This window comes from Arthrobacter sp. Z1-9, from assembly GCF_054792695.1.
Window position 1 is genome coordinate 1429581 of record NZ_CP096456.1, and the last position, 21807, is coordinate 1451387.

Consider the following 21807-nt stretch of genomic DNA (forward strand, 5'->3'; position numbering starts at 1 on the left):
GCCAGCCGGCCGGTCAGGCGTAAAGTTTGGCGATATCGGCTTCGTGGTCATTCGCGACGGCGGAACGCTTCAGTTTGAGGGACGGTGTCAGGTGTCCTGACTCGACGGTGAACTGGGCGTCAAGCACGGCGAATTTGCGGATGGATTCTGCCTTGGACACCAACTGGTTCGCCTGATCCACCGCCTCCTGTATTGCTGCCGTTACCTGGGGATCGGCGACGGCGTCGCGGACGGCAAGGGAGGGCAGTCCCTGCTCGGAGCGCCAGTTGTCCAAGCCTTCCGGATCCAAACTCACAAGCGCTGAGACAAAGGGCTTTCCGTCGCCCACCACCACGGCGTGGGCCACCAGCTGATGGGTGCGGATTCTTTCCTCCAAGGGCCCGGGAGCCACGTTCTTGCCGCCGGCGGTAACCAGCAGGTCCTTTTTCCGCCCCGTGACGGTCAGGAAACCCTGGGGGTCAAGCTCCCCGAGGTCGCCGGTGCGGAAGAAACCGTCCACGAAGGCCTCTGCATTTGCGGCCTGGTTGTTGTGGTACCCCCGGAAGACGCCGATCCCCTTCACCAGGATCTCACCGTCGTCGGCTACCCGGACGGTGGTGCCGGGGATGGGGATGCCCACTGATCCCACCCGCGTACGCGAGGGCGTGTTGGCGGTGCACGGAGCGGTGGTCTCGGTCAGGCCGTAGCCCTCAAGGACAGGAATTCCGGCACCGCGGAAGAAGTGGGCGTCCTCGGGCGCAAGGGCACTCGCGCCCGAGACCGTATACCCCACGTGGCCGCCGAAGGCCTGGCGAAGCCGGGGATAGAGCAACCTGTCGAAGATTCCGTGGCGGATCCGGCAGAGCAACCCGGGGCCGCTGCCCTCGCCCCGGCTGCGCCTGTCCTCCTCCTGCGAGTACTCAATGGCCGTTGCGGCCGCGGCGTTGAAAAGCCGCGCCTTGCCCGCCGCTGTTGCCGTGTGCGCTGCGGTGGCGCGGACCTTCTCGAAAATCCGCGGAACCACCAGCAGGAACGTGGGCCGGAACGAGCCCAGGTCCTCCAGGAGCCGGGACGCCCCCGGCGTGTGCCCCAGGGTAGCGCCGGCGGTGAGGCAGACCACCTGGACCGCCCGGGCCAGCACGTGCGCGAGCGGCAGGAACATCAGCGTGCGGGCCTGGTCCTGGAGCAGCAGTTCCGGGAGGAACGTGACGATGTTCTTCGCCACCAGGGCGAAGTTGCCGTGGGTGATTTCGCAGCCTTTGGGGTTGCCGGTGGTACCGGACGTGTAAACCAGGGAGGCGACGTCGTCCAGCCCGGCACGGCTCCGGTGCCGTTCCAGTTCGGCGTCGGTGACACCCATTCCGGCGGCGGCCAGGCTCGCGAGGTCCGGGGCTTCGCCGTCGAAATCCATCCTGACCACGTTGACGAGGCGGTCCCGGAGCAGCGTGGAACCAGCCAGGACGCCTGTCACGAGCTTCACCTTGGCCCGGTCTTCGGCGAAGACACGCCGGACTCCGGCATCATGGAGGATCCACTCCACCTGACCAAGGGAGGACGTTTCGTAAATGGGAACGGTCACGCCGCCAGCAAACCAGATGGCGAAATCGACCAGCGTCCATTCGTAGGAGGTGGCGGACATCACGGCAACGGTGTCGCCGGGCTCAAGTCCCCCGGCGATGAGGCCCTTGGCAAGGGCGCTGACATCCTGCAGGAATTTCTGCGCCGGTACGTCCATCCAGCCGTTGGGCCCCTTGCGCCGGTAGAGGGCGTGGGCCGGGTTGGCGGCCTGTTGCTCCAGCAGCAGATCCGTGACATTGCTGCCGGGATCAAGCTCAACCAACAGTCCGGTGCTCGCTTCTCTCACTGAGGTCTCCGTTCCGCTGCCATGCCGCGGCAGCGGCTCCGTCGGGGGTCTCCTGCCATCCTGCCCTAGATCCAGGAAGGCATCCACATGCGGAGCCGCCACTCCTGGTACGGGATGACTTCGGCGGCCCAGACAGGATAGAAAAAGGCTGCCAACATCACTGCTGCCGCCACGAACAGGGCCACCAGGTAAAGCCCGGACCGGCGGCGCCACGGGGGATCGGTGGTCCTTCCCAGGACAAGCCCCAGGCAGTACACGAGGGCCAGCACCAGGAACGGTTCGAAGGACACCGCGTAGAAGTAGAACATGGTCCGCTCGGGGTACAGGAACCAGGGCAGGTACCCGGCGGCGACACCGGCCAGCACAGCTCCCGCCCGCCAGTCCCGGCGCCCCGCCCACCAGAACAGGAGCACTACCAGCGAGATGGCTGCCGCCCACCAGATCAGGGGATTTCCCACGGACAGGATGGCGGATGTGCACTTGTCCACGTCGCAGCCTGGAGTGCCGGGCTCCGGTGACTCATAAAAGAACGACGTGGGCCTGCCCATCAGCAGCCAGCTCCAGGCGCTCGCCTCATAGGGGTGCTCGGACCCCAGGCCCTGGTGAAACTTGTAGGCTTCCAGGTGGTAGTGCGCCAGTGACCGGACCGAATCCGGCAGCCATCCCCACTCGGCAGACGGGTTGCTCTGCGCCCAGCGGCGGAAGTAGGCATCGTCGGACCGGAACCAGCCGGTCCAGGTGGCGGCGTAAACCAGCACGGCAACCGGAACCATGCTCAGGAACGCCGGGATTCCGTCCTTGATCACGCCGCCGCTGACCCAGCCGCGGATCCCCGCCACCCGTCGTGCGCTGAGGTCCCACAGGACGGTGAGGATCCCGAAACCCGCCAGGAAAAACAAGCCGGACCATTTGGTCCCCACGGCAAGCCCCAGGAAGACCCCTGCTGCGATCCGCCACCAGCGGATGCCCAGCCACGGCCCGGACAGCAGCTGCGCGGGGCTGGGAAGTCCCCCGTTCGCGGACGCACTCTTGGCCAGCCGGGCCGCCAGCCGGCGTCGCCCGTCATCCCGGTCCAGCAGCAAGGCGCCAAACGCTGCGAGGATCCAGAACATCAGGAAAATATCCAGCAGCGATGTCCGCGACATCACCAGGTGATGGCCGTCCACGGCCAGGAGAAGCCCCGCGGCAGCCGCCAGCGGAAGTGAACGGAAGAGCTTCAGCGCTATCAGGGACAGGAGCAGGATGGACAGGGTCCCGGTCAGGGCCGCGGCGAAGCGCCAACCGAAGGAATTGTCCGCCCCGAAGACCCACATGCCGGCGGCGATCATCCACTTTCCCACCGGGGGGTGGACCACGTACTCGGGAGAGTCCAGGAGGAGGGCCGGATTACCTGCATTGAAGGAATCATTGGCTTTCTCCGGCCAGCTGCGCTCGTAACCGCTGATCAGGTACGAGTACGCATCCTTGACGTAATACGTTTCGTCAAAAACCAGCTTGTGCGGCGCCTCCAGCCGGACAAACCGCAGGACGCCGCCGGCCGCCGCAGTCAGGAGCGGGACCAGCAGAAACCAAAGCCGCAGCGACGGCGGGTAGTCCCGCCAGCTATGGACGGGCCCCAGCAGCCGCGCACGAAGGGACTCCGCCGTGAAGGCTTCTGCCGGGCGGCTGACCCACGGCCGGCCCGGCGTCTTCCGGGGCTGGGCAGCGATCCCGGTCGAGGAGCTGGTGGACGCCGGGGTTGTGGCGTGTTCGGCCCCGGCCGGCCGCGTCGAGGTCTGCGTCACGAGCCCCATGCTACCTTTTGCGGCTGGCCGCGCCCTGCAGCAGTAGGCTGGTGGCGTGGACCCTAACCCCAGCCCCTTCCCTGATTCCGGCACTGCCACCCCCGATGAGGAAGCCGGAGGGCAGCCGTCAGGGGGTTCGCAGGCAGCCGCGGCACAAGCGCCTCCCGGGGGGAGGATCGTGCTGGCGGCCACCCCAATCGGAAACACGGGGGACGCGTCCGCCCGCCTGGTGGAGCTGCTGGGTACAGCGGACATCGTTGCCGCGGAGGACACCCGACGCCTGCACCGGTTGGTGCAGAGCCTCGGCGTCACTGTTGCCGGGCGGGTGATCAGCTACCACGAGCACAACGAGGCAGCGAAGACAGCCGAGCTTCTCGAACAGGTGAAGGCCGGCAAGACCCTGGTGATGGTCACCGACGCCGGGATGCCCTCGGTGTCCGACCCCGGGTTCCGGCTGGTGGAAGGTGCGGTGGCAGGCGGACTCACCGTGACTGCCGTACCCGGCCCCTCGGCTGTCCTGACGGCGCTGGCATTGTCGGGTCTGCCCACCGACCGCTTCTGCTTTGAGGGATTCCTGCCACGGAAGGCAGGCGAAAGGGCGTCACGCCTGGCTGACCTTGCCGGGGAGCGCCGGACGATGGTGTTCTTCGAAGCGCCGCACCGGCTTGAGGTGATGCTGCGGGCGCTGCGCGAACGCTTCGGCCCTGAGCGGCGCGTCGCCGTGTGCCGGGAACTGACCAAGACCTACGAAGAAGTGATCCGCGGTTCGCTCGGGGAGCTCCTGCAATGGGTCGAGACCACCGAAGTCCGCGGTGAAATCGCCGTTGTCCTGGCCGGTGCGCCTGAACAGGCTCCCGGGACTCCGGAGGACCACGTTGCCGCCGTCAATGAACTCGTGTCCCAGGGGATCCGACTTAAAGAGGCCGTCGCAGCGGTGGCGGAGGACGTCCGGGTGAGTAAGCGCGAGCTCTACTCCGCTGTTCTCGCCGCCCGCTAAAGGGGGCCATTGGCGATAGGGGAAGGGCTGTGCAGGTGCACAGCCCTTCCGTCTTTCTGTAGTGCGTGAAGGCGTAGACCCGCAGGTGCCACAGCAGTAGTCTGGCAACTAATCAGCCATGACGACGGCGGCTACTCCGGCCGCCGCCCGGGGCTGCACCACAACCCTACTGACAAGGGAGTCATCGTGACTGTCACTGCACAGCCGGCCGTTTCCGCAGAACGCGAAAGCGCCCTTCTGGCCTCTGTTCCCACCGGCCTGCTTATCAATGGCGAGTGGCGGGCTGCCGCTTCGGGCAAGACGTTCGACGTCGAGGACCCCGCGACGGGCAAGGTGCTGTTGAGCATTGCCGACGCCGGTCCCGAGGACGGTGCCGCTGCGCTTGATGCCGCCGCGGCTGCCCAGGAGTCCTGGGCCAAGGTTGCCCCGCGTGAGCGCGGCGAAATCCTGCGGCGCGCGTTTGACCTGGTGACCGAACGCGCCGAGGACTTCGCGCTGCTGATGACGATGGAGATGGGCAAGCCGCTGGCCGAAGCGCGTGGCGAAGTCACCTACGGCGCGGAGTTCCTGCGCTGGTTCTCGGAGGAAGCCGTCCGCGCCTTCGGCCGCTACTCGGTCTCCCCGGACGGCAAGTCGCGGCTGCTGGTCACCAAGAAGCCCGTGGGCCCGTGCCTGCTGATCACTCCGTGGAACTTCCCGCTGGCCATGGCCACGCGCAAGATCGCCCCCGCCGTCGCCGCAGGCTGCACCATGGTGCTGAAGTCCGCGAACCTCACACCGCTGACCTCCCAGCTCTTTGCCGCCGTCATGATGGAGGCCGGCTTGCCCGCCGGAGTCCTGAACGTCATCCCCACCTCAACTGCCGGCGCCACCACCGGACCGCTGATCAAGGACTCCCGGCTCCGCAAGCTCTCCTTCACCGGCTCCACCGAAGTGGGCCGCCGCCTGCTGGCTGACGCCTCCGAAACTGTCCTGCGCACCTCCATGGAGCTCGGCGGCAACGCCCCGTTCGTGGTCTTCGAGGACGCCGACCTGGACGCCGCCGTCGCCGGAGCCATGCTCGCGAAGCTGCGGAACATGGGCGAGGCCTGCACCGCCGCCAACCGCTTCATCGTGCACGAATCCGTTGCAGCCGAGTTCGCTGAGAAGTTCGCCGCGAAGATGAAGGAGATGACCACCGCCCGCGGCACCGAGCCCGAGTCAAAGGTGGGCCCGCTGATCGATGCCAAGAGCCGGGACAAGGTCCATGAACTGGTTTCCGACGCCGTTGCCTCCGGTGCCAAGGCCGTCCTGGGCGGGGGACCGGTGGAGGGCCCGGGCTACTTCTACCAGCCCACCATCCTCTCCGGCGTTACCGAAGGCACCCGGATCCTGGCCGAGGAGATCTTCGGCCCCGTGGCCCCGATCATCACCTTCAGCAGCGAAGACGACGCTGTTCGGCTCGCCAACAACACCGAATACGGGCTGGTGGCCTACGTCTTCACCAAGGACCTCAACCGCGGAATCCGGATGGGCGAAAAACTCGAAACCGGCATGCTGGGCCTGAACGCCGGCGTTATCTCCAACGCGGCAGCACCCTTCGGCGGGGTCAAGCAGTCCGGCCTGGGCCGCGAAGGCGGCCTCGAAGGTATCGAGGAATACCTCTACACCCAGTACATCGGCATCGCCGACCCCTACGCCGCGTAAGCCTTCCTTCGCGAGGGCAAGCCGCCGCAGGCAGCCGGATCAGGAACGCGCAGACCAGCGCGCCGACCAGAAGCGTGCGGCGGCTTTCGCTGTGTGGACCGTTGCTGCTCCGGCAGCCCGGAACGGCGCCGCCAGCAGGCGTCCTAGGCGCCCAACCACCGACGGCGGCACCCACAAGGCGCGCAGCCGCCGCAGCACGGGGGCATGGGCCCGCAACGCGGTTTCAAGTGCCGCGATCCGGGCGCCGGATACCTCCTGGTTACCGCCTGCTGCGTTACCGCCTGCTGCCCTCGGGCCGGTGCGGCCGGTGCGCCCGCCAGGCGCATCGGTCGTTGGCGGGGGCGGGCCGTACTCACGGCGCTCGAAGTCCGAAGTCAGGGCGGCGGCGGCCCGATGGGCGGCATCGTCAAGTCCTCCGGCTTCCCCCAGCAGCCCGGATTCGCGGAGGCGGGCGCCATAGCCGCGGGGGGTCTCGCTGGACTTCGGCGGCAGGCCATAGTCGGTCCCCAGGTCCACCATCTCGCTCCAGGCCATCGCCGCCGCCGCGTCCGGTTCTGCGGCTCGAAGCCGCCGTGCCCTGATGCCTGCCCTGGCCAGGCGCGGCCCGGCGGCGAGAAAAGCGGCCCCCAGGACAGCCCCCATGCCCAGCAGCAAGGGCAGCAGCTGCGTGCCGGCATCAGTGCCCTCGCCTCCACCCGGCGCCGGCAGGGGAGCGGCGCTTGGTGCCGGGGCAGGCGCCGGCGTGGAGTCAGGGACAAGATCGTCATTGTTGTCGAGGGAACCAGGGGCCGAAGGGGCTGATGCCTCTGAAGCGTAGTCAGGCACTACCCCACGGGACGGGGTGGGCTCAAAGGGCACCCAGCCCAGTCCCTGGAAGTACAGTTCCGGCCAGGCGTGGGCATCCCTCGCGTCCACCTCGTATTCGGGCAGCGCGCCCTCGCCGGCCACGGAGACCGTGGCACCGGTCAGCCTGCCCGGGGCGTAGCCCACTGCGATGCGGCTGGGAATTCCTTCGAGCCTGGCCATCACCGCCATGGCCGACGCGTAATGGATGCAGTACCCGCTCTTTTGGTCCAGGAAATCAGCCAGGACCGAGAGGCCGTTTCCGTCGTAGCCTCCCTGCACGGGCGACTGCAGGGAGTAGGTGAACTCCGCTGAGCGGAGGTACTTCTGGATGGCCATCGCCTTCTGGTATGGCGTCTCGCCGGAACCGGCCACTGTGCTGGCCGTCGTTCGAACAATCTCGGGAACGTTGCCCGGAATCCTGGTGAAGTCCTCCGCGATGCCCTGCACGCCCGCCGAGGATTGGGCCAACTGCCCCGCGGTAAGCTTCGGCACGGAGGACCGGACCAGGTACTCCTGACGCCGGGAGGTGGTGTCCGTCCCCTTGATGCTCAAGGTGGCGGGATCCCAGGTCCAGCGGCCATCCAGGCCCTGCACTGATTCCGGCGGGTACGGTGCCGGCAGGTACGGGCTCGTGAAGGTCCCGGCGTCGATTGCCGTGACCAGCGGCTGCTGTTCATCCGCCAGGACTGCATAGCCGGGATCGATCTGGCTGCCAAGGGGGCGGCGGGACGCGTTACGGTCATCCGGACCCCAGGAGTCGCCGTCGAAATGGTCCACGGTGACGGACCGCAGGTACAGCGGCGCCGTGGAATTGGTGGCGTACGTAATCCGTCCCGTGCCGGCAGGGGTGCGGAGGCTGTTGCCCAGCGTGATCATCGGATTAAGGCCGGTGGAGGTGCCCCACGGATTGAGGCGGGAACCCTGCGGGAACGTGCCCTGGTCGAAGCCCGGGACCGCCATCGGCACCAGCATGGTGGCCACCAGGGCCACAGAGCCCGTCAACGCAGCGCGCCGGATTTGGCCCGGGCTGCGCGCGGAATCAGCCGGGGTCCGTGCATCAGGAAGAAACCACTGGCTGCATGCCAGGATCATCAGGTACCCCGCGACGGCGGCGGTGAATCCCAGGATCCCGACGCTCTGGGGTTTGATCATGGCAGGCACCACGAGGATGGCCAGTAACCCTGCACCCGTGGCGGCAGGCATGCCCAGCGGCACGGCGAGCGCGTCAACAAGGATGACCGCGAGGCCCAGGACTGCGCAGACCACCATAACGATGCCCACGTTGGGGGCCACCGGCGCAGTTTCGGCCAGTACAGTTTCGCTGGCGCGGCGGATCAGCCGGTCCAGCTCGCCGAGGCTGGCACCGGTGGGGATGATGCCGGCAAAACTGGAACCGCGGAAGAACGTCAGGGTCAGGACTGCGCCCAGGGCAAGGAACCCGCCGCCAGTCACCAGCAGGGGCTGTGCTCGAGCCGCACGCAAGGCGGCCAGGGTAAAGCAGACCACCACCACGGTGGTGAGAACAGGCCAGTACCAGCCCCAGCCCCTCAGGACTCCGTTCAGCGACAGGGCAGCTCCGGCCACTCCCACGGCAATGGAGCCCGCCATCAGCCATGGGTAGGCACCAACGCGGGCACGTCCTGGTGCGTTCCCTGCCGACGGCGAGGGTTGCCGTTCCGTTCCCGTATTCCGGGGCGGCGCAATGGTCATCCCGTTACCTCCGCTCCGCGCCGGACCTCGGTGGCCGGGGATTCCGGCAAGGCCACGTCCTGGTCGAATTGGTTCCACGCGGCTGCCACCGATACTGACGGCGGCACCGCAGCGGCCCGCCAGCCCCCCTGCCGGAGCTTCTCTAGGGCGTCTTCAAACTCCGCGGGCCGGTCCGTGATAACGATGGCAAAGGCATTCGTACCGTAACCGGCGGCCGGGGCGAGCGACACGGCGTCCAGCGGTGAGATCTTCCCCAGGACAGCGATCAGGGGTCCGCGCATACGGTGCGCCGATAACTTGTCCATCAGGTTGTCCTCAAAGGATGGCGGTCCGGAATCCTGGTGCACGTGGAATTCCCGGGCGCCGTATATCCCCGGGTGGCGGGCGTCGCGGCGGCCATGCGGCCCGGTGAGCTGAATCGCCGCGAGACTTTCCGCGATGGACTGGAGCCCGGACGCGCCGCTGTACTCCTCCACCTCAGGTTCGGGAGCCGAGGGCGAATGCAGGAAAGCAGGTTCACCGCGGGCGTCCAGCAGGCGCAGGGCGTAATTGCGCTCCGCGAGGTGGGCACTGATGGACATCGCGGCAACAACGGCCCACTCGAAGGTTTCGCTGCTGATCATGGAGTGGCCGTCCTGGGCCCCGCTTCCTGCCGGTACGGTTCCGGTACCGCCGGAGAATGCGGTGAACCGGTGGTCCAGGATGATCGTGGCCTCGGGCGTGGTCACGGATTCCTCCTGCCGCACCATCAGGGACCCGTGGCGCGCCGTAGCGGCCCAGTGCACCCGGCGCATCGGGTCTCCATGGCGGTATTCGCGGGTCATGACGTCGTCGTCGCTGGGATTTGCCCGGATCCTGGTGGCCGTGACGCCGTCGTTGCCCCGCGCGCCGGCCAGCCCCGTCAAGGGAAGCACGACGGCGGCGGGCGTTACGGTGAGCGTATCGCCGTCGTCTATTGCCTGCCGGTGCAGGGACAGGCCGAACGGGTCCGTGAATTCCGCGGTCACAGGTCCGATCAGGAACTGGCCGCGCTGGGCGGAGCGGAGGTGGTACTCGTACCTGCTGGTGCCGCCGTTGCCGGAGCGGGACGGAAACCGGAAGGCGGGCGATTCACCGAACCGGGGAGGCAGCCTTTCCTCCATCGTGGCTCTGCCAGTGCCTGCACCGGTCCGCGCTACCGCGAGCCGCACGGTTGTGGGAGCCGACGTTTCCACCGGTGAAGGATTGAATTCGCGGTACACCTGGAAGCGTGGCTTGACCAGCCGGATTCCCGCGAGGGAAACCAGCGGAAGGACGAACAGCAGTACGGCCAGGCTTAAGAGGTCCCGCCGGCCCATCACGTGCGCTGCGGCAAGTGCTGCGGCCCCTGTAGCCAGCATGCCCCAGCCGCGCTGGGTGAAGAGGTGTCGGGGCAGTCTGTCCAACAGCGCCATGGAAAACCGCCTAGTGGTTCCTGCTCAGGCCTGCCACAGGGGTGTTCTTGCCCGTGGCCGCGGGAGCCCTGTTTCCGGCGTCGGCCGGCCTCTGCGTGACGGGCAGCCGGGACAGGATGCCTCGGAGGACGCTGTGCGGGGTTTCCCCGGCGCCGGCGGCCTTCCGGTCGAGGATGATCCGGTGCGCCAGCACGGCTTGGGCAACGTCCACGACGTCGTCCGGCAGCACAAAGTCGCGGCCGTCCAGCGCCGCCGTGGCCTTGGCCGCCCGCAGCAGCTGCAGCATGGACCGGGGGCTCGCGCCCAGGCGAAGCAGAGGACTCTCCCGCGTGGCCCTGCCCACCGAGACCGTGTACTCCTTGACTGCCTGCGAGACGTAGACCTGCTGCACCATGGCAATCATGGCGGCCACGTCGGCAGTGGTTACCACTGCCGATACCTTGGCCAGAGGTGAGGTGGCCTGGTGGGTCTCGAGCATTTCGATCTCGGAGTCCTTGTCCGGGTAGCCCATGGAGATGCGTGCCATAAAGCGGTCCCGCTGGGCTTCAGGCAGCGGATACGTGCCCTCCATCTCAATCGGGTTCTGCGTTGCCACCACCATGAACGGCTCGTCAAGCCGGTACGACTTGCCGTCCACCGTCACCTGGTGTTCCTCCATGCACTCCAGCAGGGCGGACTGGGTCTTTGCTGACGCGCGGTTGATTTCGTCGCCGATCACGATATTGGCGAACACGGCACCGGGACGGAACTCGAAAAGCCTGGAGGACTGGTTATAGATGGAAACGCCCGTGACGTCCGAGGGCAGCAGATCGGGGGTGAACTGGATCCGGTTGACCGTGCAGTCGATGGTCCGGGCAAGTGTCTTGGCCAGAAGTGTTTTTCCCACGCCCGGCACATCCTCCAGGAGCAGGTGGCCCTGGGCCAGCAGGACCGTCAATGCCAGCTTGGCGGCATCGGACTTCCCGTCGATCACCGTATTGATGGTGTCCAGGATCCGCTGGCTTGCCGCGTGGAAGGAAGCACTGTCCATCGCGTTGGGCCGGTGCCCGTTGAGGCGGCTCACGGGGTCCGTGAGCCCCGCCAGGTTGCGGTTCGCGGCGCTCACATCGTTGGCAATTCGTCGGTGCGATTCCATCGGCAACCTTTCAGCCCGGGTTCCTCTGGACGGGACAGAGAGCCCTGCCTTCGCCCCTTGGTGGGCGTCCGCATGTGTTCGTACCAGACTACTAACACAACTGCCGCACCTGACAGAGAGTTCCGACAAATATGCAGCCATCTTCGCGGTTTAGGCTTGATGGATGTGCAATCCGCTGATCCCCGCCGCTTACCGTGCGTCCGCTGACGGCGGCGCTTCGGAAGCAGGCAGTTCTCCGCAACGGGAGTTTCCCCCTGCTCCGGAGCCTTTGCCGGTGCCCGTGATGGACAACCACACGCACCTGGACTTCCCGGACGGAAAAGCGCCGGTAGGGATCAAAGAAGCGCTCGACGCCGCCGCCGCGGTAGGCGTCCAGGGTGCGGTCCAGGTGGGCTGCGACCTGGAATCCTCGCGGTTCACCGTCCAGGCCGTGGACCTGGACGAGCGGCTGCTCGGAGCGGTGGCCCTGCACCCCAACGACGCTCCCCGCTACGCCGAACGCGGTGAGCTGGAAGAGGCGCTGGCGGAAATTGAGCGGCTGGCAGCCCATCCCCGGATCCGGGCCATCGGCGAGACGGGGCTCGACTTTTTCCGCACCGGGGGCGAAGGCCTGGCGCACCAGCGGTACTCCTTCCGACGCCACATAGATATCGCCAAGCGGCTGGACCTGACACTGCAGATCCATGACCGGGATGCCCACGGTGACGTTGTGCAGGTGCTGAAGGAGGAAGGAGCACCCGAGCGCGTAGTTTTCCACTGCTTTTCCGGGGATGAGGAGTTGGCGGCCACGTGCAACAAGGAAGGCTGGTTTATGTCCTTCGCCGGCACGCTGACGTTCAGGAACGCAGCCAACCTGCGGGCTGCGCTCGCCGTTGCCGATCCCGATCTGGTGCTGGTGGAAACGGACGCTCCCTTCCTCACTCCGCACCCGCACCGGGGCCGGCCGAACGCGAGCTACATGGTTCCCTATACCGTCCGTGCCATGGCGGAATTGACAAGCACTGACCTTGGCGGGCTGTGTGCCGGAATCAGCGAAAACACCGTACGCGCGTACGGATCCTGGGATTAAGAACACAGTGTCGAGGGGCCCGCGCGCAATACTCAGTATGTAAAATTGTTGGCCGGTTTATAACGCTACGGTTACAGTGGGAAACTATTAGCCGGGGTCGGGGAAGGCCACCGGGTAAATTCACTTCATTTGCACCAGGATCTGCTGGTCCTTTTTCCAGCATGCCCCAATGTAGAAGTGTGGCGGCGCGAGGGTGCCCGGACTACCCCTTTTAGAGGTGGTGCCGGGCATTTTATTGCGCTTTCCCCGTGCCCGGAAGGACCTAAAGTTACGGGCAATCGTGGTCAAGTTCTTCACAACGGACGGCAAGTTCAGCTTTATCAAGGTTGGCACGCAGCTCCTGGTGCTGTGCGCGCTGGTGGTGGGCCTGGTCGCCTTCGTCGGCAATAACAAAACCATCACGCTGAACGTGGACGGCAAGGTAACGTCAGTCCAGTCCTTCGGCGGAACGGTCGGCCAGCTCGTCAAGGGCGCCAACCTCGAGCTGAAGCCCGCGGACAGGGTTTCCCCGTCCGTTGATGCCACCGTCCAGAACGGCACGGTCATCAACGTCAACAAGGCCAAGGAAGTCAAGGTCAGCCTGGACGGCGCCGAAAAGACGGTGAACACCACCGCCCAGGACGTTGCGGGACTGGTGACCGAACTCGGTGTCGCGAGTGCGTCGTCGGTCTCCGTGCCCAAGGACGCGCAGCTTTCTGTGGCCGGGTCCTTCGTCTCCATTTCCACTCCCAAGTCGGTGAGCATTGTTGCTGACGGCAAGGTGGAGACCGCAACCACCACTGCCGCCACGGTGGGTAATGTGCTCCAGGATGCAGGCCTTGCCCTTGGCGCCAACGACCGTACATCCCAGCCCGCGAACGCGCCCGTGGTCAACAACATGGTCATCAAGGTCTCCCGCGTAGACACCGGCCAGACCGCTGTAACCACCGAGGCTGTCCAGTTCGCGTCGGAGACTATCGAGAGTGCGGAGCTGCTGAAGGGTGAAAAGGAAGTCACCCAGGCAGGCGCCGCAGGCAAGCTGGAGAAGACCTATAAGCTCGTGCTGGTTGATGGCCGCGAAGCATCCCGCACGCTGGTATCCGAAGCCGTCACCGCGCAGCCTGTGACTGAGAAGATCACGGTAGGCACCAAGCCCAAGCCGGTACCCCAGGCCGCCCCGGCCCCTGCACCGGCAACCAGTGCCGGCGCAGCTGCGCCGGCCATGATGAACGAGGCCATGTGGGACAGGATTGCCAAGTGTGAGTCCGGCGGAAACTGGTCCATCAACAGCGGCAACGGCTACTACGGCGGCCTCCAGTTCGACATCCGGACCTGGCTCGGATCAGGCGGCGGTGCCTACGCTCCCAACGCCAGCCTTGCCTCCAAGGCCCAGCAGATCGACATCGCCAACCGCGTTTACGCCCAGCGCGGCCTGCAGCCGTGGGGCTGCGGCTGGGCAGCCACCAGCTGACCAAGACGACCCCCAGCCCCCGCGGGGCAGTGCGGCCGGGCCCGGATCTTCCGGGCCCGGCCGCAGCACTTAAGCGGGCCGGATGCAAGTGCCGCGCGGGATAGGATACCTAGGTGACTGAACCCATCCCCGCCGCGCCCGCACCGCTGTTTGGTGCTACCGACATACGCCGGCTGGCGGAAGAGATCGGTATCCGCCCCACCAAAACGCTGGGCCAGAACTTTGTGATTGACGGCAACACCATCCGCAGGATCGTAGCTGCGGCGGGCATTGGTCCGGACGAAACGGTGCTGGAAGTCGGGCCCGGCCTGGGATCGCTGACTCTCGGGCTGCTGGACGCCGCCGCTTCGGTAGTGGCAGTGGAGATCGACCCCGTGCTGGCCGCGAAGCTTCCGGCCACGGTCAAGGAATGGCGCCCTGCCGCAGCCGGGAGCTTCCACCTGGTGCAGGGCGACGCCATGAAAGTCACGGAACTTCCGGTCGAGCCAACCGCCCTGGTGGCCAACCTGCCCTACAACGTGGCCGTTCCCGTTGTGCTGCACCTTCTGCAGCATTTCCCCAGCCTCCGGCACGGCCTGGTCATGGTCCAGGACGAGGTGGCTGACCGCCTCGCTGCCGGGCCAGGATCCAAAACCTACGGCGTGCCGTCCGTGAAGGCCGCCTGGTACAGCAGGATGCGCAAAGCGGGCGTGATTGGCATGAACGTGTTCTGGCCCGCACCCAAGATCCACTCCGGGCTGGTCTCCTTCACCCGCCACGAACCCCCTGCCACCACCGCCAGCCGCGAACAGGTGTTCGCCGTGGTGGACGCCGCCTTCGCGCAGCGGCGCAAAACGCTCCGCGCAGCCCTCGCGGGCTGGGCCGGGAGCTCGGCGGAAGCCGAACGCTGCCTGGTGGCCGCCGGCGTCGACCCCACGGCCAGGGGCGAAGTGATCGACATTGCAGCCTTCGCGAGGATCGCGGAAGCCCGTGAGGCCCGGCCATGAACGCAGTGGCAGGACGGTTCATGGCCAGGACCGTCCGCGCCAAGGCTCCGGGGAAGGTCAACGTTTCCCTTGATGTCGGACCGCTCCGGCCCGATGGCTACCACTCCGTTGCCAGCGTCTACCTTGCCGTATCGCTGTACGAGGAAGTAACGGCCACCAGCACCGAAGCCCCCGGAATTACGGTGAGCCTCAGCCCGGACAGCACACTGGACCTGGACGACGTCGATATCCCCCTGGACCAGAACAATCTGGCGTACAAGGCGGCAGCCATCATGGCGGACGTTTCCGAGCATGCCACCGGCGTGCACCTGGACATTACGAAACGGGTGCCGGTGGCGGGCGGCATGGGCGGCGGGTCCGCTGACGCTGCAGCCACGCTCCTGGCCTGCGACGCACTCTGGAACAGCGGGCTGTCCCGGGAAGAGTTGGCGCACCTTGCTGCCGAACTGGGCGCCGACGTTCCCTTTTCCCTCCTGGGCGGAACAGCAGTGGGCCTGGGCTTGGGCGACGAGCTGTCGCCCGCCCTGGCCAAGGCGCAGACGGACTGGGTCCTGGTCACCGCCGACTACGGGCTGCCCACGCCCGAGGTGTACAGGACCTTGGACCGCCTGCGGGCGGCAGAGGGCATCGACGTTGCCGAACCAACAGCCGTTGACCCCCAGATCCTCACGGCCCTCCGCAGCGGGGACGCCGAAGCCCTCAGCCGTGTGCTGGTCAATGACCTTCAACGGGCCTCCATCGAACTGGCACCTTCCTTGCGCGATACGCTGGGAATCGGTGAAGCACACGGAGCCATCGCGGGCATCGTCTCAGGCTCCGGTCCCACCGTGGCGCTGCTGGCCGACGACCCTGTGGCGGCGGAAGGCATGGCGGAGAACCTGCGGCGCTACGGGCTGACAGCCCTCGCCGTCCACGGCCCGGTTCCGGGGGCCCGCATCATCTCCGACATCCTTATGTAAGACGTTCAGTTCCTACCTCAGCAGCAGAAAGCAGTTCCCTTTGGCACACCTTCTTGGCGGCGAGAACCTGACGGTCTCCTACGCAACCCGCACCGTCCTGGACGGCATCACCCTCGGACTCGAAGAGGGCGACCGCATCGGCATGGTGGGCCGGAACGGTGACGGAAAATCGACCCTCATGCGCCTGCTGGCGCTGCGGTCCACCCCGGATTCAGGACGCGTCACCAAGCGCGGCGACGTCAACGTGGGCTACCTGGACCAGAGTGACGTGCTCGACGGCGACCTTACGGTTGGCGCCGCGATCGTGGGGGACCAGGCCGATTATGAGTGGGCAAGAAACCCGCAGATCCGCGAGGTCATGGGCGGCCTGGTGTCCGACGTCGACTGGCACGCCAACGTCCACGCCCTCTCCGGCGGGCAGAAACGGCGCGTGGCCCTGGCCAAGCTCCTGATCGAGGACCATGACGTCATTATGCTCGACGAGCCCACCAACCACCTTGACGTTGAGGGCGTCGCCTGGCTTTCCCGGCACCTGAAGACCCGGTGGCGCGCGAACCAGGGCGCGTTCCTGGTGGTCACCCACGACCGCTGGTTCCTGGACGAGGTCTGCAACAAGACCTGGGAAGTCCACGACGGCATTGTGGATCCCTTCGACGGCGGCTACGCGGCGTACGTGCTGGCCCGCGCCGAGCGTGACCGCTCGGCCACTGTGATGGAAAGCAAGCGCCAGCAGCTGGTCAAGAAGGAACTCGCCTGGCTCCGCCGCGGTGCGCCCGCACGCACCGCCAAACCGAAGTTCCGGATTGAGGCGGCAAACGCCCTCATCGCCGACGTGCCCGAACCCAGGGATTCAATGGCGCTGAGCAAGATGGCAACTGCGCGCCTGGGCAAGGATGTCCTGGACCTCGAAAACGTTTCGCTGGACTTCCTTGGCGGTGACGAAGGGCAGAAACTTTTCGACAACATCACCCTGAGGCTTGCACCCGGTGAGCGGCTGGGACTGGTGGGCGTCAACGGCGCCGGCAAGACCACCCTGCTCAAGCTCCTCAATGGTGAGATCGAGCCGACCTCCGGCAGGCTCAAGCGTGGCAAGACCGTGGTCACCGCGGTGCTTACCCAGGAGGTCAAAGAGCTCGACGACGTCGCAGACCTGCGCGTTATCGAAGTGATCGAGCGGGAAAAGCGGTCCTTTAACGTAGGCGGCAAGGAATTCACGGCGGGCCAGCTCGTGGAGCAGCTCGGCTTCACGAATGAGAAGCAGTGGACTCCGGTGAAGGACCTTTCCGGCGGTGAGCGCCGCCGTCTCCAGCTGCTGCGCCTGCTGGTGGGGGAGCCCAACGTGCTGATGCTCGATGAGCCCACCAACGACCTTGACACCGATACCCTCGCCGCGGTCGAGGACGTCCTGGACGGCTGGCCCGGAACCCTCGTTGTGGTGAGCCACGACCGCTACCTTTTGGAGCGCGTGACGGACCACCAGATGGCGCTCCTGGGCGACGGCAAGATCCGCGCCCTTCCGCGCGGTGTGGACCAGTACCTGGAGCTGCGCGAGTCCGCCCTGGCCGGGTCCACCGTCACCGGCGGCGGCAACCCCGTCACCAGCGGCGGTTCGGCCACCGCAGCCGCCGCTCCCGCGGGCCCCTCGGAAGCCGAAAAGCGGGACGCCCGCAAAGCAAAGAACCGCATCGAACGCCAGCTCGGCAAACTGGAGCAGCAGGAAAAGAAGCTCCACGACCAGATGGTCAAAAGCACCGAACAATCGGACTTCGACGCCCTTGCCGAACAAAACAAAAAGCTCAAGGACCTAGCAGGAGAACGCGAAGCCCTCGAACTCGAATGGCTTGAGGCACTCGAAGTCCTCGGCGAGTAAACCGTTCCGTCCGTCGCTTGTGCCTGGCCTGGGTGCCGGAGCCGGCCCTTCGGCGTCGCTTAGCGCGTAGGTCCCTCCCCAACACTCGCAAGCTCGCGTCGGGTCCCTCGGGACGACGCTTACGACGCGTAGAGGCCATTCCGGTCGCTGAGCGACCTCCATGCCCTGACGCGCCGCGATGCGCTCCTTCCCGAAGGACCGCCTCCGGCCAGGGACGTCACCTTCCTGCCTCGAACAGTAGGCGACGCCCGACCTCGAACTTGGCCTTTGGCATCTGGCGCGGCAGCGGTCTCGAACTGAACCTTCGGCTGCAGCAGTGCCGGGAGACGTCCGTACGGAACGCTCGGCACAAGTGGTGCAGGGGGCCTTCGCTTAGGAGCGCATCGCGGCGCATCGGACGCCGGAGGTCGCTCAGCGACCGCAGGTGCCCCTATGCGACGTGTCTAAGCGACGGCGAAGGTCTCCTGCGCCGCGAAGGTGACAGCAACTTCACCCCTCGGACATGAGTTCAGGGTCCTTTTTGAGGCCGGTGAGGCCGTTCCAGGCCAAGTTGACCAGGTGTGCCGCAACAGTGTGTTTGTCGGGCTGGCGGCTGTCCTGCCACCATTGCCCGGTCATGGCGACCATGCCGACGAGCATCTGGGCGTACATGGCGCCATCCTGGGCGCTGAAGCCCCGGCGGTCGAATTCGTCGGAGAGGATGTGCTCCACTTTGGCGGTCACGTGGGAGAGCAGGGTGGAGAAGGCGCCCTCGGGCTGCGACGGCGGTGCATCCCGCATCAGGATCCGGAACCCCTCCGTGCGGTCCTCAATGTACGTGAGCAGGGCCAGGGCGGCCCGTTCCACGAGGACGCGCGGCTTCGCCTGGGCTGTCAGGGCGGCGTTGATGGCATCCAGGAGGATCCGGAACTCGAAATCCACCACCTGGGTGTACAGCCCTTCCTTGGAGCCGAAATGCTCATAGATGACCGGCTTGGATACTCCCGCACAGGCGGCGATCTCCTCGATCGTGGTGCCGTCAAGCCCGCGGACTGCGAAAAGGCCCCGCCCGACGTCGATCAGCTGGCTCCGCCGCTGAAGGCCGGTCATGCGCGTCCGCGGAGGGTTGTTGCTCACATTTCCATCATGCCCTACCGGCCCCGGCGGAACTGCAGCCGCCCGGCCTGCCGGAAGGGCCGGGAAAGGGCATAAACCGGGCAAGGACGGGGGATGGGCGGCCCGTGTCGCGCGGCGCCCCGAACCCGTGGCAAAATAACTACTTGTGCCCGGCCACGCGCCAGGGCACGGTCCGCTCTGGTGTAATGGCAGCACCCCGGCCTTTGGAGCCGTGGAGTATAGGTTCGAATCCTATGGGCGGAACTGCTGTGCGAGGAGCGTTCAGTAGGATGACACCCGGTGCCGGGACGGCTTCAGGCCGCGCGGGCACCGAAAACGCCAGCGTAACTTAGCAAGGAGAGCCCGTAAGTGATCCCCGAGAATACCTGCCCGGCCGCGGTCATCGTTCTGGCGGCAGGCGCCGGTACCCGGATGAAATCGCGCACTCCCAAGATCCTTCATGAGATTGGCGGCAGGTCCATGGTGGGCCATGCCCTGCTCGCCGCACGCAGCATCAATCCCCGCCAGCTCGCTATCGTGGTCCGCCATGAACGTGACCTGGTGGCCCGCCACGTCTCGGAGCTCGATCCTGCTGCCGTCATCGTCGACCAGGACGACATCCCCGGCACCGGACGGGCGGTGGAAGTGGCACTCCAGGCCCTGGACGGGAAACAGAAACTCACCGGAACCGTTGTGGTGACCTACGGCGACGTGCCGCTCCTTTCCGGCCAGCTGCTGGCCGAACTCGTGGCCACCCACGAACGTGAAGCCAACGCCGTCACCGTCCTCACCGCAGTTCTTGACGACGCCACCGGCTACGGACGCATCCTGCGCGGCGACGACGGCACTGTCACCGGCATCGTTGAACACAAGGACGCCTCCGAGGCCGAGCGGCTGATCCGCGAGGTCAATTCCGGCATCTACGCCTTTGATGCTGCCGTCCTTCGCGACGCCCTCACGCTCGTCACCACAGACAACTCCCAGGGCGAGAAGTACCTCACCGACGTCCTCGGACTGGCGCGGCAGGCAGGCGGCCGCGTCGCCGCAGTCGTCACCGCCGACCGCTGGCAGGTGGAAGGCGCCAACGACCGTGTCCAGCTCTCCGCCCTGGGCGCGGAGTTGAACAGCCGCATCGTCCAGGCATGGATGCGGGCCGGAGTAACAGTTGTGGATCCGTCAACCACCTGGATCGACTCTTCCGTGACCCTTGACGAGGACGTCCGGATCCTGCCCAATACCCAGCTGCACGGCGCCACCTCCGTGGCGAGGGACGCCGTCGTCGGCCCCGACACGACGCTCACGGACGTCACCATTGGTGAAGGCGCCAAGGTGGTCCGCACGCACGGATCAGGGGCGGTCATCGGCCCGGACGCCGCCGTCGGACCCTTCACCTACCTGCGCCCCGGCACTGTACTGGGCGAAAGCGGCAAGATCGGCGCGTTCTATGAAACGAAGAACGTCACCATCGGCCGAGGCTCCAAGCTGTCCCACCTCGGCTACGCCGGCGACACCGAAATCGGCGAGGACACCAACATCGGCTGCGGAAATATCACTGCCAATTACGACGGCGAGAAGAAGCACCGGACGGTCATCGGCTCGGGCGTCAGGACAGGCTCCAACACCGTATTCGTTGCCCCGGTTACCGTGGGGGACGGCGCCTACAGCGGCGCCGGCGCGGTGATCCGCAAGGACGTCCCGGCGGGCGCGCTTGCGGTGACGGTTGCCGCCCAGCGCAACACCGATGGCTGGGTGGCGGCCAACCGCCCCGGTACCCGCTCCGCCGAACTGGCCCAGGCAGCAACCCCAGATTCCTCACGTACCCCAGCATCTACAGAAGAGGGCAACCCATCATGAGCGAAATTACGGCGCGCGGCGAAAAGAAGCTGGTGCTGGCCACTGGCCGCGCCCACCCCGAGCTGGCCAGGGAGATCGCCAAAGAGCTCGGCACTGACCTCCTCCCGGTGGACGCCTACGACTTCGCCAACGGTGAGATCTATGTCCGCGCCGGCGAGAGCGTCCGCGGAACTGATGCTTTTGTCATCCAGGCCCACCCCGCGCCGTTGAACAACTGGCTCATGGAACAGCTGATCATGATCGACTCGCTGAAGCGTGCCTCCGCCAAGCGCATTACGGTCGTGTCGCCCTTCTACCCTTACGCGCGCCAGGACAAAAAAGGCCGCGGCCGCGAGCCCATCTCCGCCCGCCTGGTCGCCGACCTGTACAAGACCGCCGGCGCGGACCGCATCATGAGCGTGGACCTGCACACCTCGCAGATCCAGGGCTTCTTTGACGGTCCTGTGGACCACCTGATGGCCATCCCGCTGCTGGCGGACTACATCCGGACCCGGGTGGACGCCGAAAACATCACCGTTGTCTCCCCGGATACCGGCCGCGTCCGCGTGGCGGAGCAGTGGGCGGAACGCCTGGGCGGTGCCCCGCTGGCATTCGTGCACAAGAGCCGGGACCTCACCGTTCCCAACCAGGCCGTATCAAAGACTGTGGTGGGCCAGATCGAAGGACGCACGTGCGTCCTGATCGACGACATGATCGACACCGGCGGAACCATCTCCGGTGCCGTCAACGTCCTGAAGAACGCCGGTGCCAAGGACGTGATTATCGCCGCCACGCACGCTGTCTTCTCCGAGCCGGCGGCCCAGCGCCTCTCCGAGTCCGGTGCACGGGAAGTGGTGGTCACCAACACGCTGCCGCTCACCGCTTCACAGCGCTTCCCGCAGCTGACCGTGCTGTCCATCGCTCCGCTGATCGCCCGGGCCATCCGGGAAGTATTCGACGACGGCTCCGTCACCAGCCTGTTCGACGGTAAGGCCTGACCCTTCCTTACCAACCGGGCCCTGCGCCCCGGTGGCCGATCGTTCGGCTGCCGGGAGCGGGGCCCGTTTTCATTAATAACGGGCAGCGCTGGTAGACTCTTCAGCGATACCTT

The 21807-nt window shown here is 66.5% G+C and carries 15 protein-coding genes and 1 tRNA gene; 10 read left to right on the plus strand and 6 right to left on the minus strand.

All coding sequences use genetic code 11. The features are described from left to right. Nucleotides 1-13: 13 nt before the first annotated feature. Together M1D93_RS06570 and M1D93_RS06575 are read right to left on the minus strand one after the other, a co-directional pair. Complete coding sequence (locus M1D93_RS06570) at nt 14-1843, minus strand: AMP-dependent synthetase/ligase (RefSeq protein WP_461174338.1); 1830 nt, start codon at nt 1841-1843, stop codon at nt 14-16. Nucleotides 1844-1908: 65 nt separating this feature from the next. Beyond that, nucleotides 1909-3552, minus strand: coding sequence for a dolichyl-phosphate-mannose--protein mannosyltransferase (locus M1D93_RS06575; RefSeq protein WP_461174949.1), 1644 nt, complete (start codon nt 3550-3552; stop codon nt 1909-1911). Nucleotides 3553-3682: 130 nt separating this feature from the next. Here M1D93_RS06575 and rsmI point away from each other — a divergent pair, with 130 nt between their 5' ends. Both rsmI and M1D93_RS06585 read left to right on the plus strand, forming a co-directional pair. Further along, the gene (rsmI, locus tag M1D93_RS06580) at nt 3683-4624 is read left to right on the plus strand and encodes a 16S rRNA (cytidine(1402)-2'-O)-methyltransferase (protein WP_461174339.1); all 942 of its coding nucleotides are present in this window, start codon (nt 3683-3685) and stop codon (nt 4622-4624) included. Between the two features lie 186 nt (nt 4625-4810). After that, nucleotides 4811-6310, plus strand: a complete 1500-nt coding sequence (locus M1D93_RS06585) for an NAD-dependent succinate-semialdehyde dehydrogenase (RefSeq protein ID WP_461174340.1) — start codon at nt 4811-4813, stop codon at nt 6308-6310. 39 nt (nt 6311-6349) lie between these two features. Here the strand turns inward: M1D93_RS06585 and M1D93_RS06590 are convergent, their stop codons facing one another. The 3 genes from M1D93_RS06590 to M1D93_RS06600 are packed head-to-tail and all read right to left on the minus strand — an operon-like array spanning nt 6350 to nt 11434. Then, nucleotides 6350-8866, minus strand: coding sequence for a transglutaminase family protein (locus M1D93_RS06590; protein ID WP_461174341.1), 2517 nt, complete (start codon nt 8864-8866; stop codon nt 6350-6352). Next, entirely contained in the window at nt 8863-10299 is a 1437-nt protein-coding gene (locus M1D93_RS06595) for a DUF58 domain-containing protein (protein WP_461174342.1), read from the minus strand. Before M1D93_RS06595 ends, M1D93_RS06590 begins: the two co-directional genes overlap by 4 nt. Nucleotides 10300-10309: 10 nt before the next feature. Next, nucleotides 10310-11434, minus strand: coding sequence for an AAA family ATPase (locus M1D93_RS06600; RefSeq protein ID WP_461174343.1), 1125 nt, complete (start codon nt 11432-11434; stop codon nt 10310-10312). Nucleotides 11435-11597: 163 nt separating this feature from the next. On the opposite strand from M1D93_RS06600, the gene M1D93_RS06605 reads away from it, so the two are divergent. From M1D93_RS06605 to M1D93_RS06625, 5 genes are all read left to right on the plus strand, one after another. After that, nucleotides 11598-12503, plus strand: a complete 906-nt coding sequence (locus M1D93_RS06605; protein ID WP_461174344.1) for a TatD family hydrolase — start codon at nt 11598-11600, stop codon at nt 12501-12503. 280 nt (nt 12504-12783) lie between these two features. Continuing rightward, complete coding sequence (locus tag M1D93_RS06610; RefSeq protein ID WP_461174345.1) at nt 12784-13953, plus strand: transglycosylase family protein; 1170 nt, start codon at nt 12784-12786, stop codon at nt 13951-13953. A gap of 113 nt (nt 13954-14066) precedes the next feature. Further along, nucleotides 14067-14939 carry a 16S rRNA (adenine(1518)-N(6)/adenine(1519)-N(6))-dimethyltransferase RsmA gene (gene rsmA, locus M1D93_RS06615; RefSeq protein ID WP_461174346.1) on the plus strand — a complete coding sequence of 291 codons (873 nt, stop codon included), beginning with the start codon at nt 14067-14069 and terminating at the stop codon, nt 14937-14939. Then, on the plus strand, nt 14936-15898 hold the full coding sequence (locus tag M1D93_RS06620; protein ID WP_461174347.1) for a 4-(cytidine 5'-diphospho)-2-C-methyl-D-erythritol kinase: 963 nt from the start codon (nt 14936-14938) through the stop codon (nt 15896-15898). Before rsmA ends, M1D93_RS06620 begins: the two co-directional genes overlap by 4 nt. A gap of 40 nt (nt 15899-15938) precedes the next feature. After that, a complete protein-coding gene (locus M1D93_RS06625) occupies nt 15939-17768 on the plus strand; it encodes an ABC-F family ATP-binding cassette domain-containing protein (protein WP_461174348.1) in 1830 nt (609 codons plus the stop codon). A gap of 489 nt (nt 17769-18257) precedes the next feature. On the opposite strand, the gene M1D93_RS06630 is transcribed toward M1D93_RS06625, so the two are convergent. Then, nucleotides 18258-18884 carry a TetR/AcrR family transcriptional regulator gene (locus M1D93_RS06630; protein ID WP_461174349.1) on the minus strand — a complete coding sequence of 209 codons (627 nt, stop codon included), beginning with the start codon at nt 18882-18884 and terminating at the stop codon, nt 18258-18260. A gap of 171 nt (nt 18885-19055) precedes the next feature. Here M1D93_RS06630 and M1D93_RS06635 point away from each other — a divergent pair. The 3 genes from M1D93_RS06635 to M1D93_RS06645 all read left to right on the plus strand — a co-directional run bounded on the left by M1D93_RS06635 (nt 19056) and on the right by M1D93_RS06645 (nt 21694). Beyond that, nucleotides 19056-19127 (plus strand) — tRNA-Gln (locus M1D93_RS06635). A 105-nt stretch (nt 19128-19232) separates the two neighbouring features. Next, a complete protein-coding gene (gene glmU / locus M1D93_RS06640; protein WP_461174350.1) occupies nt 19233-20717 on the plus strand; it encodes a bifunctional UDP-N-acetylglucosamine diphosphorylase/glucosamine-1-phosphate N-acetyltransferase GlmU in 1485 nt (494 codons plus the stop codon). After that, a complete protein-coding gene (locus M1D93_RS06645; RefSeq protein ID WP_104042941.1) occupies nt 20714-21694 on the plus strand; it encodes a ribose-phosphate diphosphokinase in 981 nt (326 codons plus the stop codon). The genes glmU and M1D93_RS06645 overlap by 4 nt, the downstream gene beginning before the upstream one ends. The last annotated feature ends 113 nt before the right edge of the window (nt 21695-21807 follow it).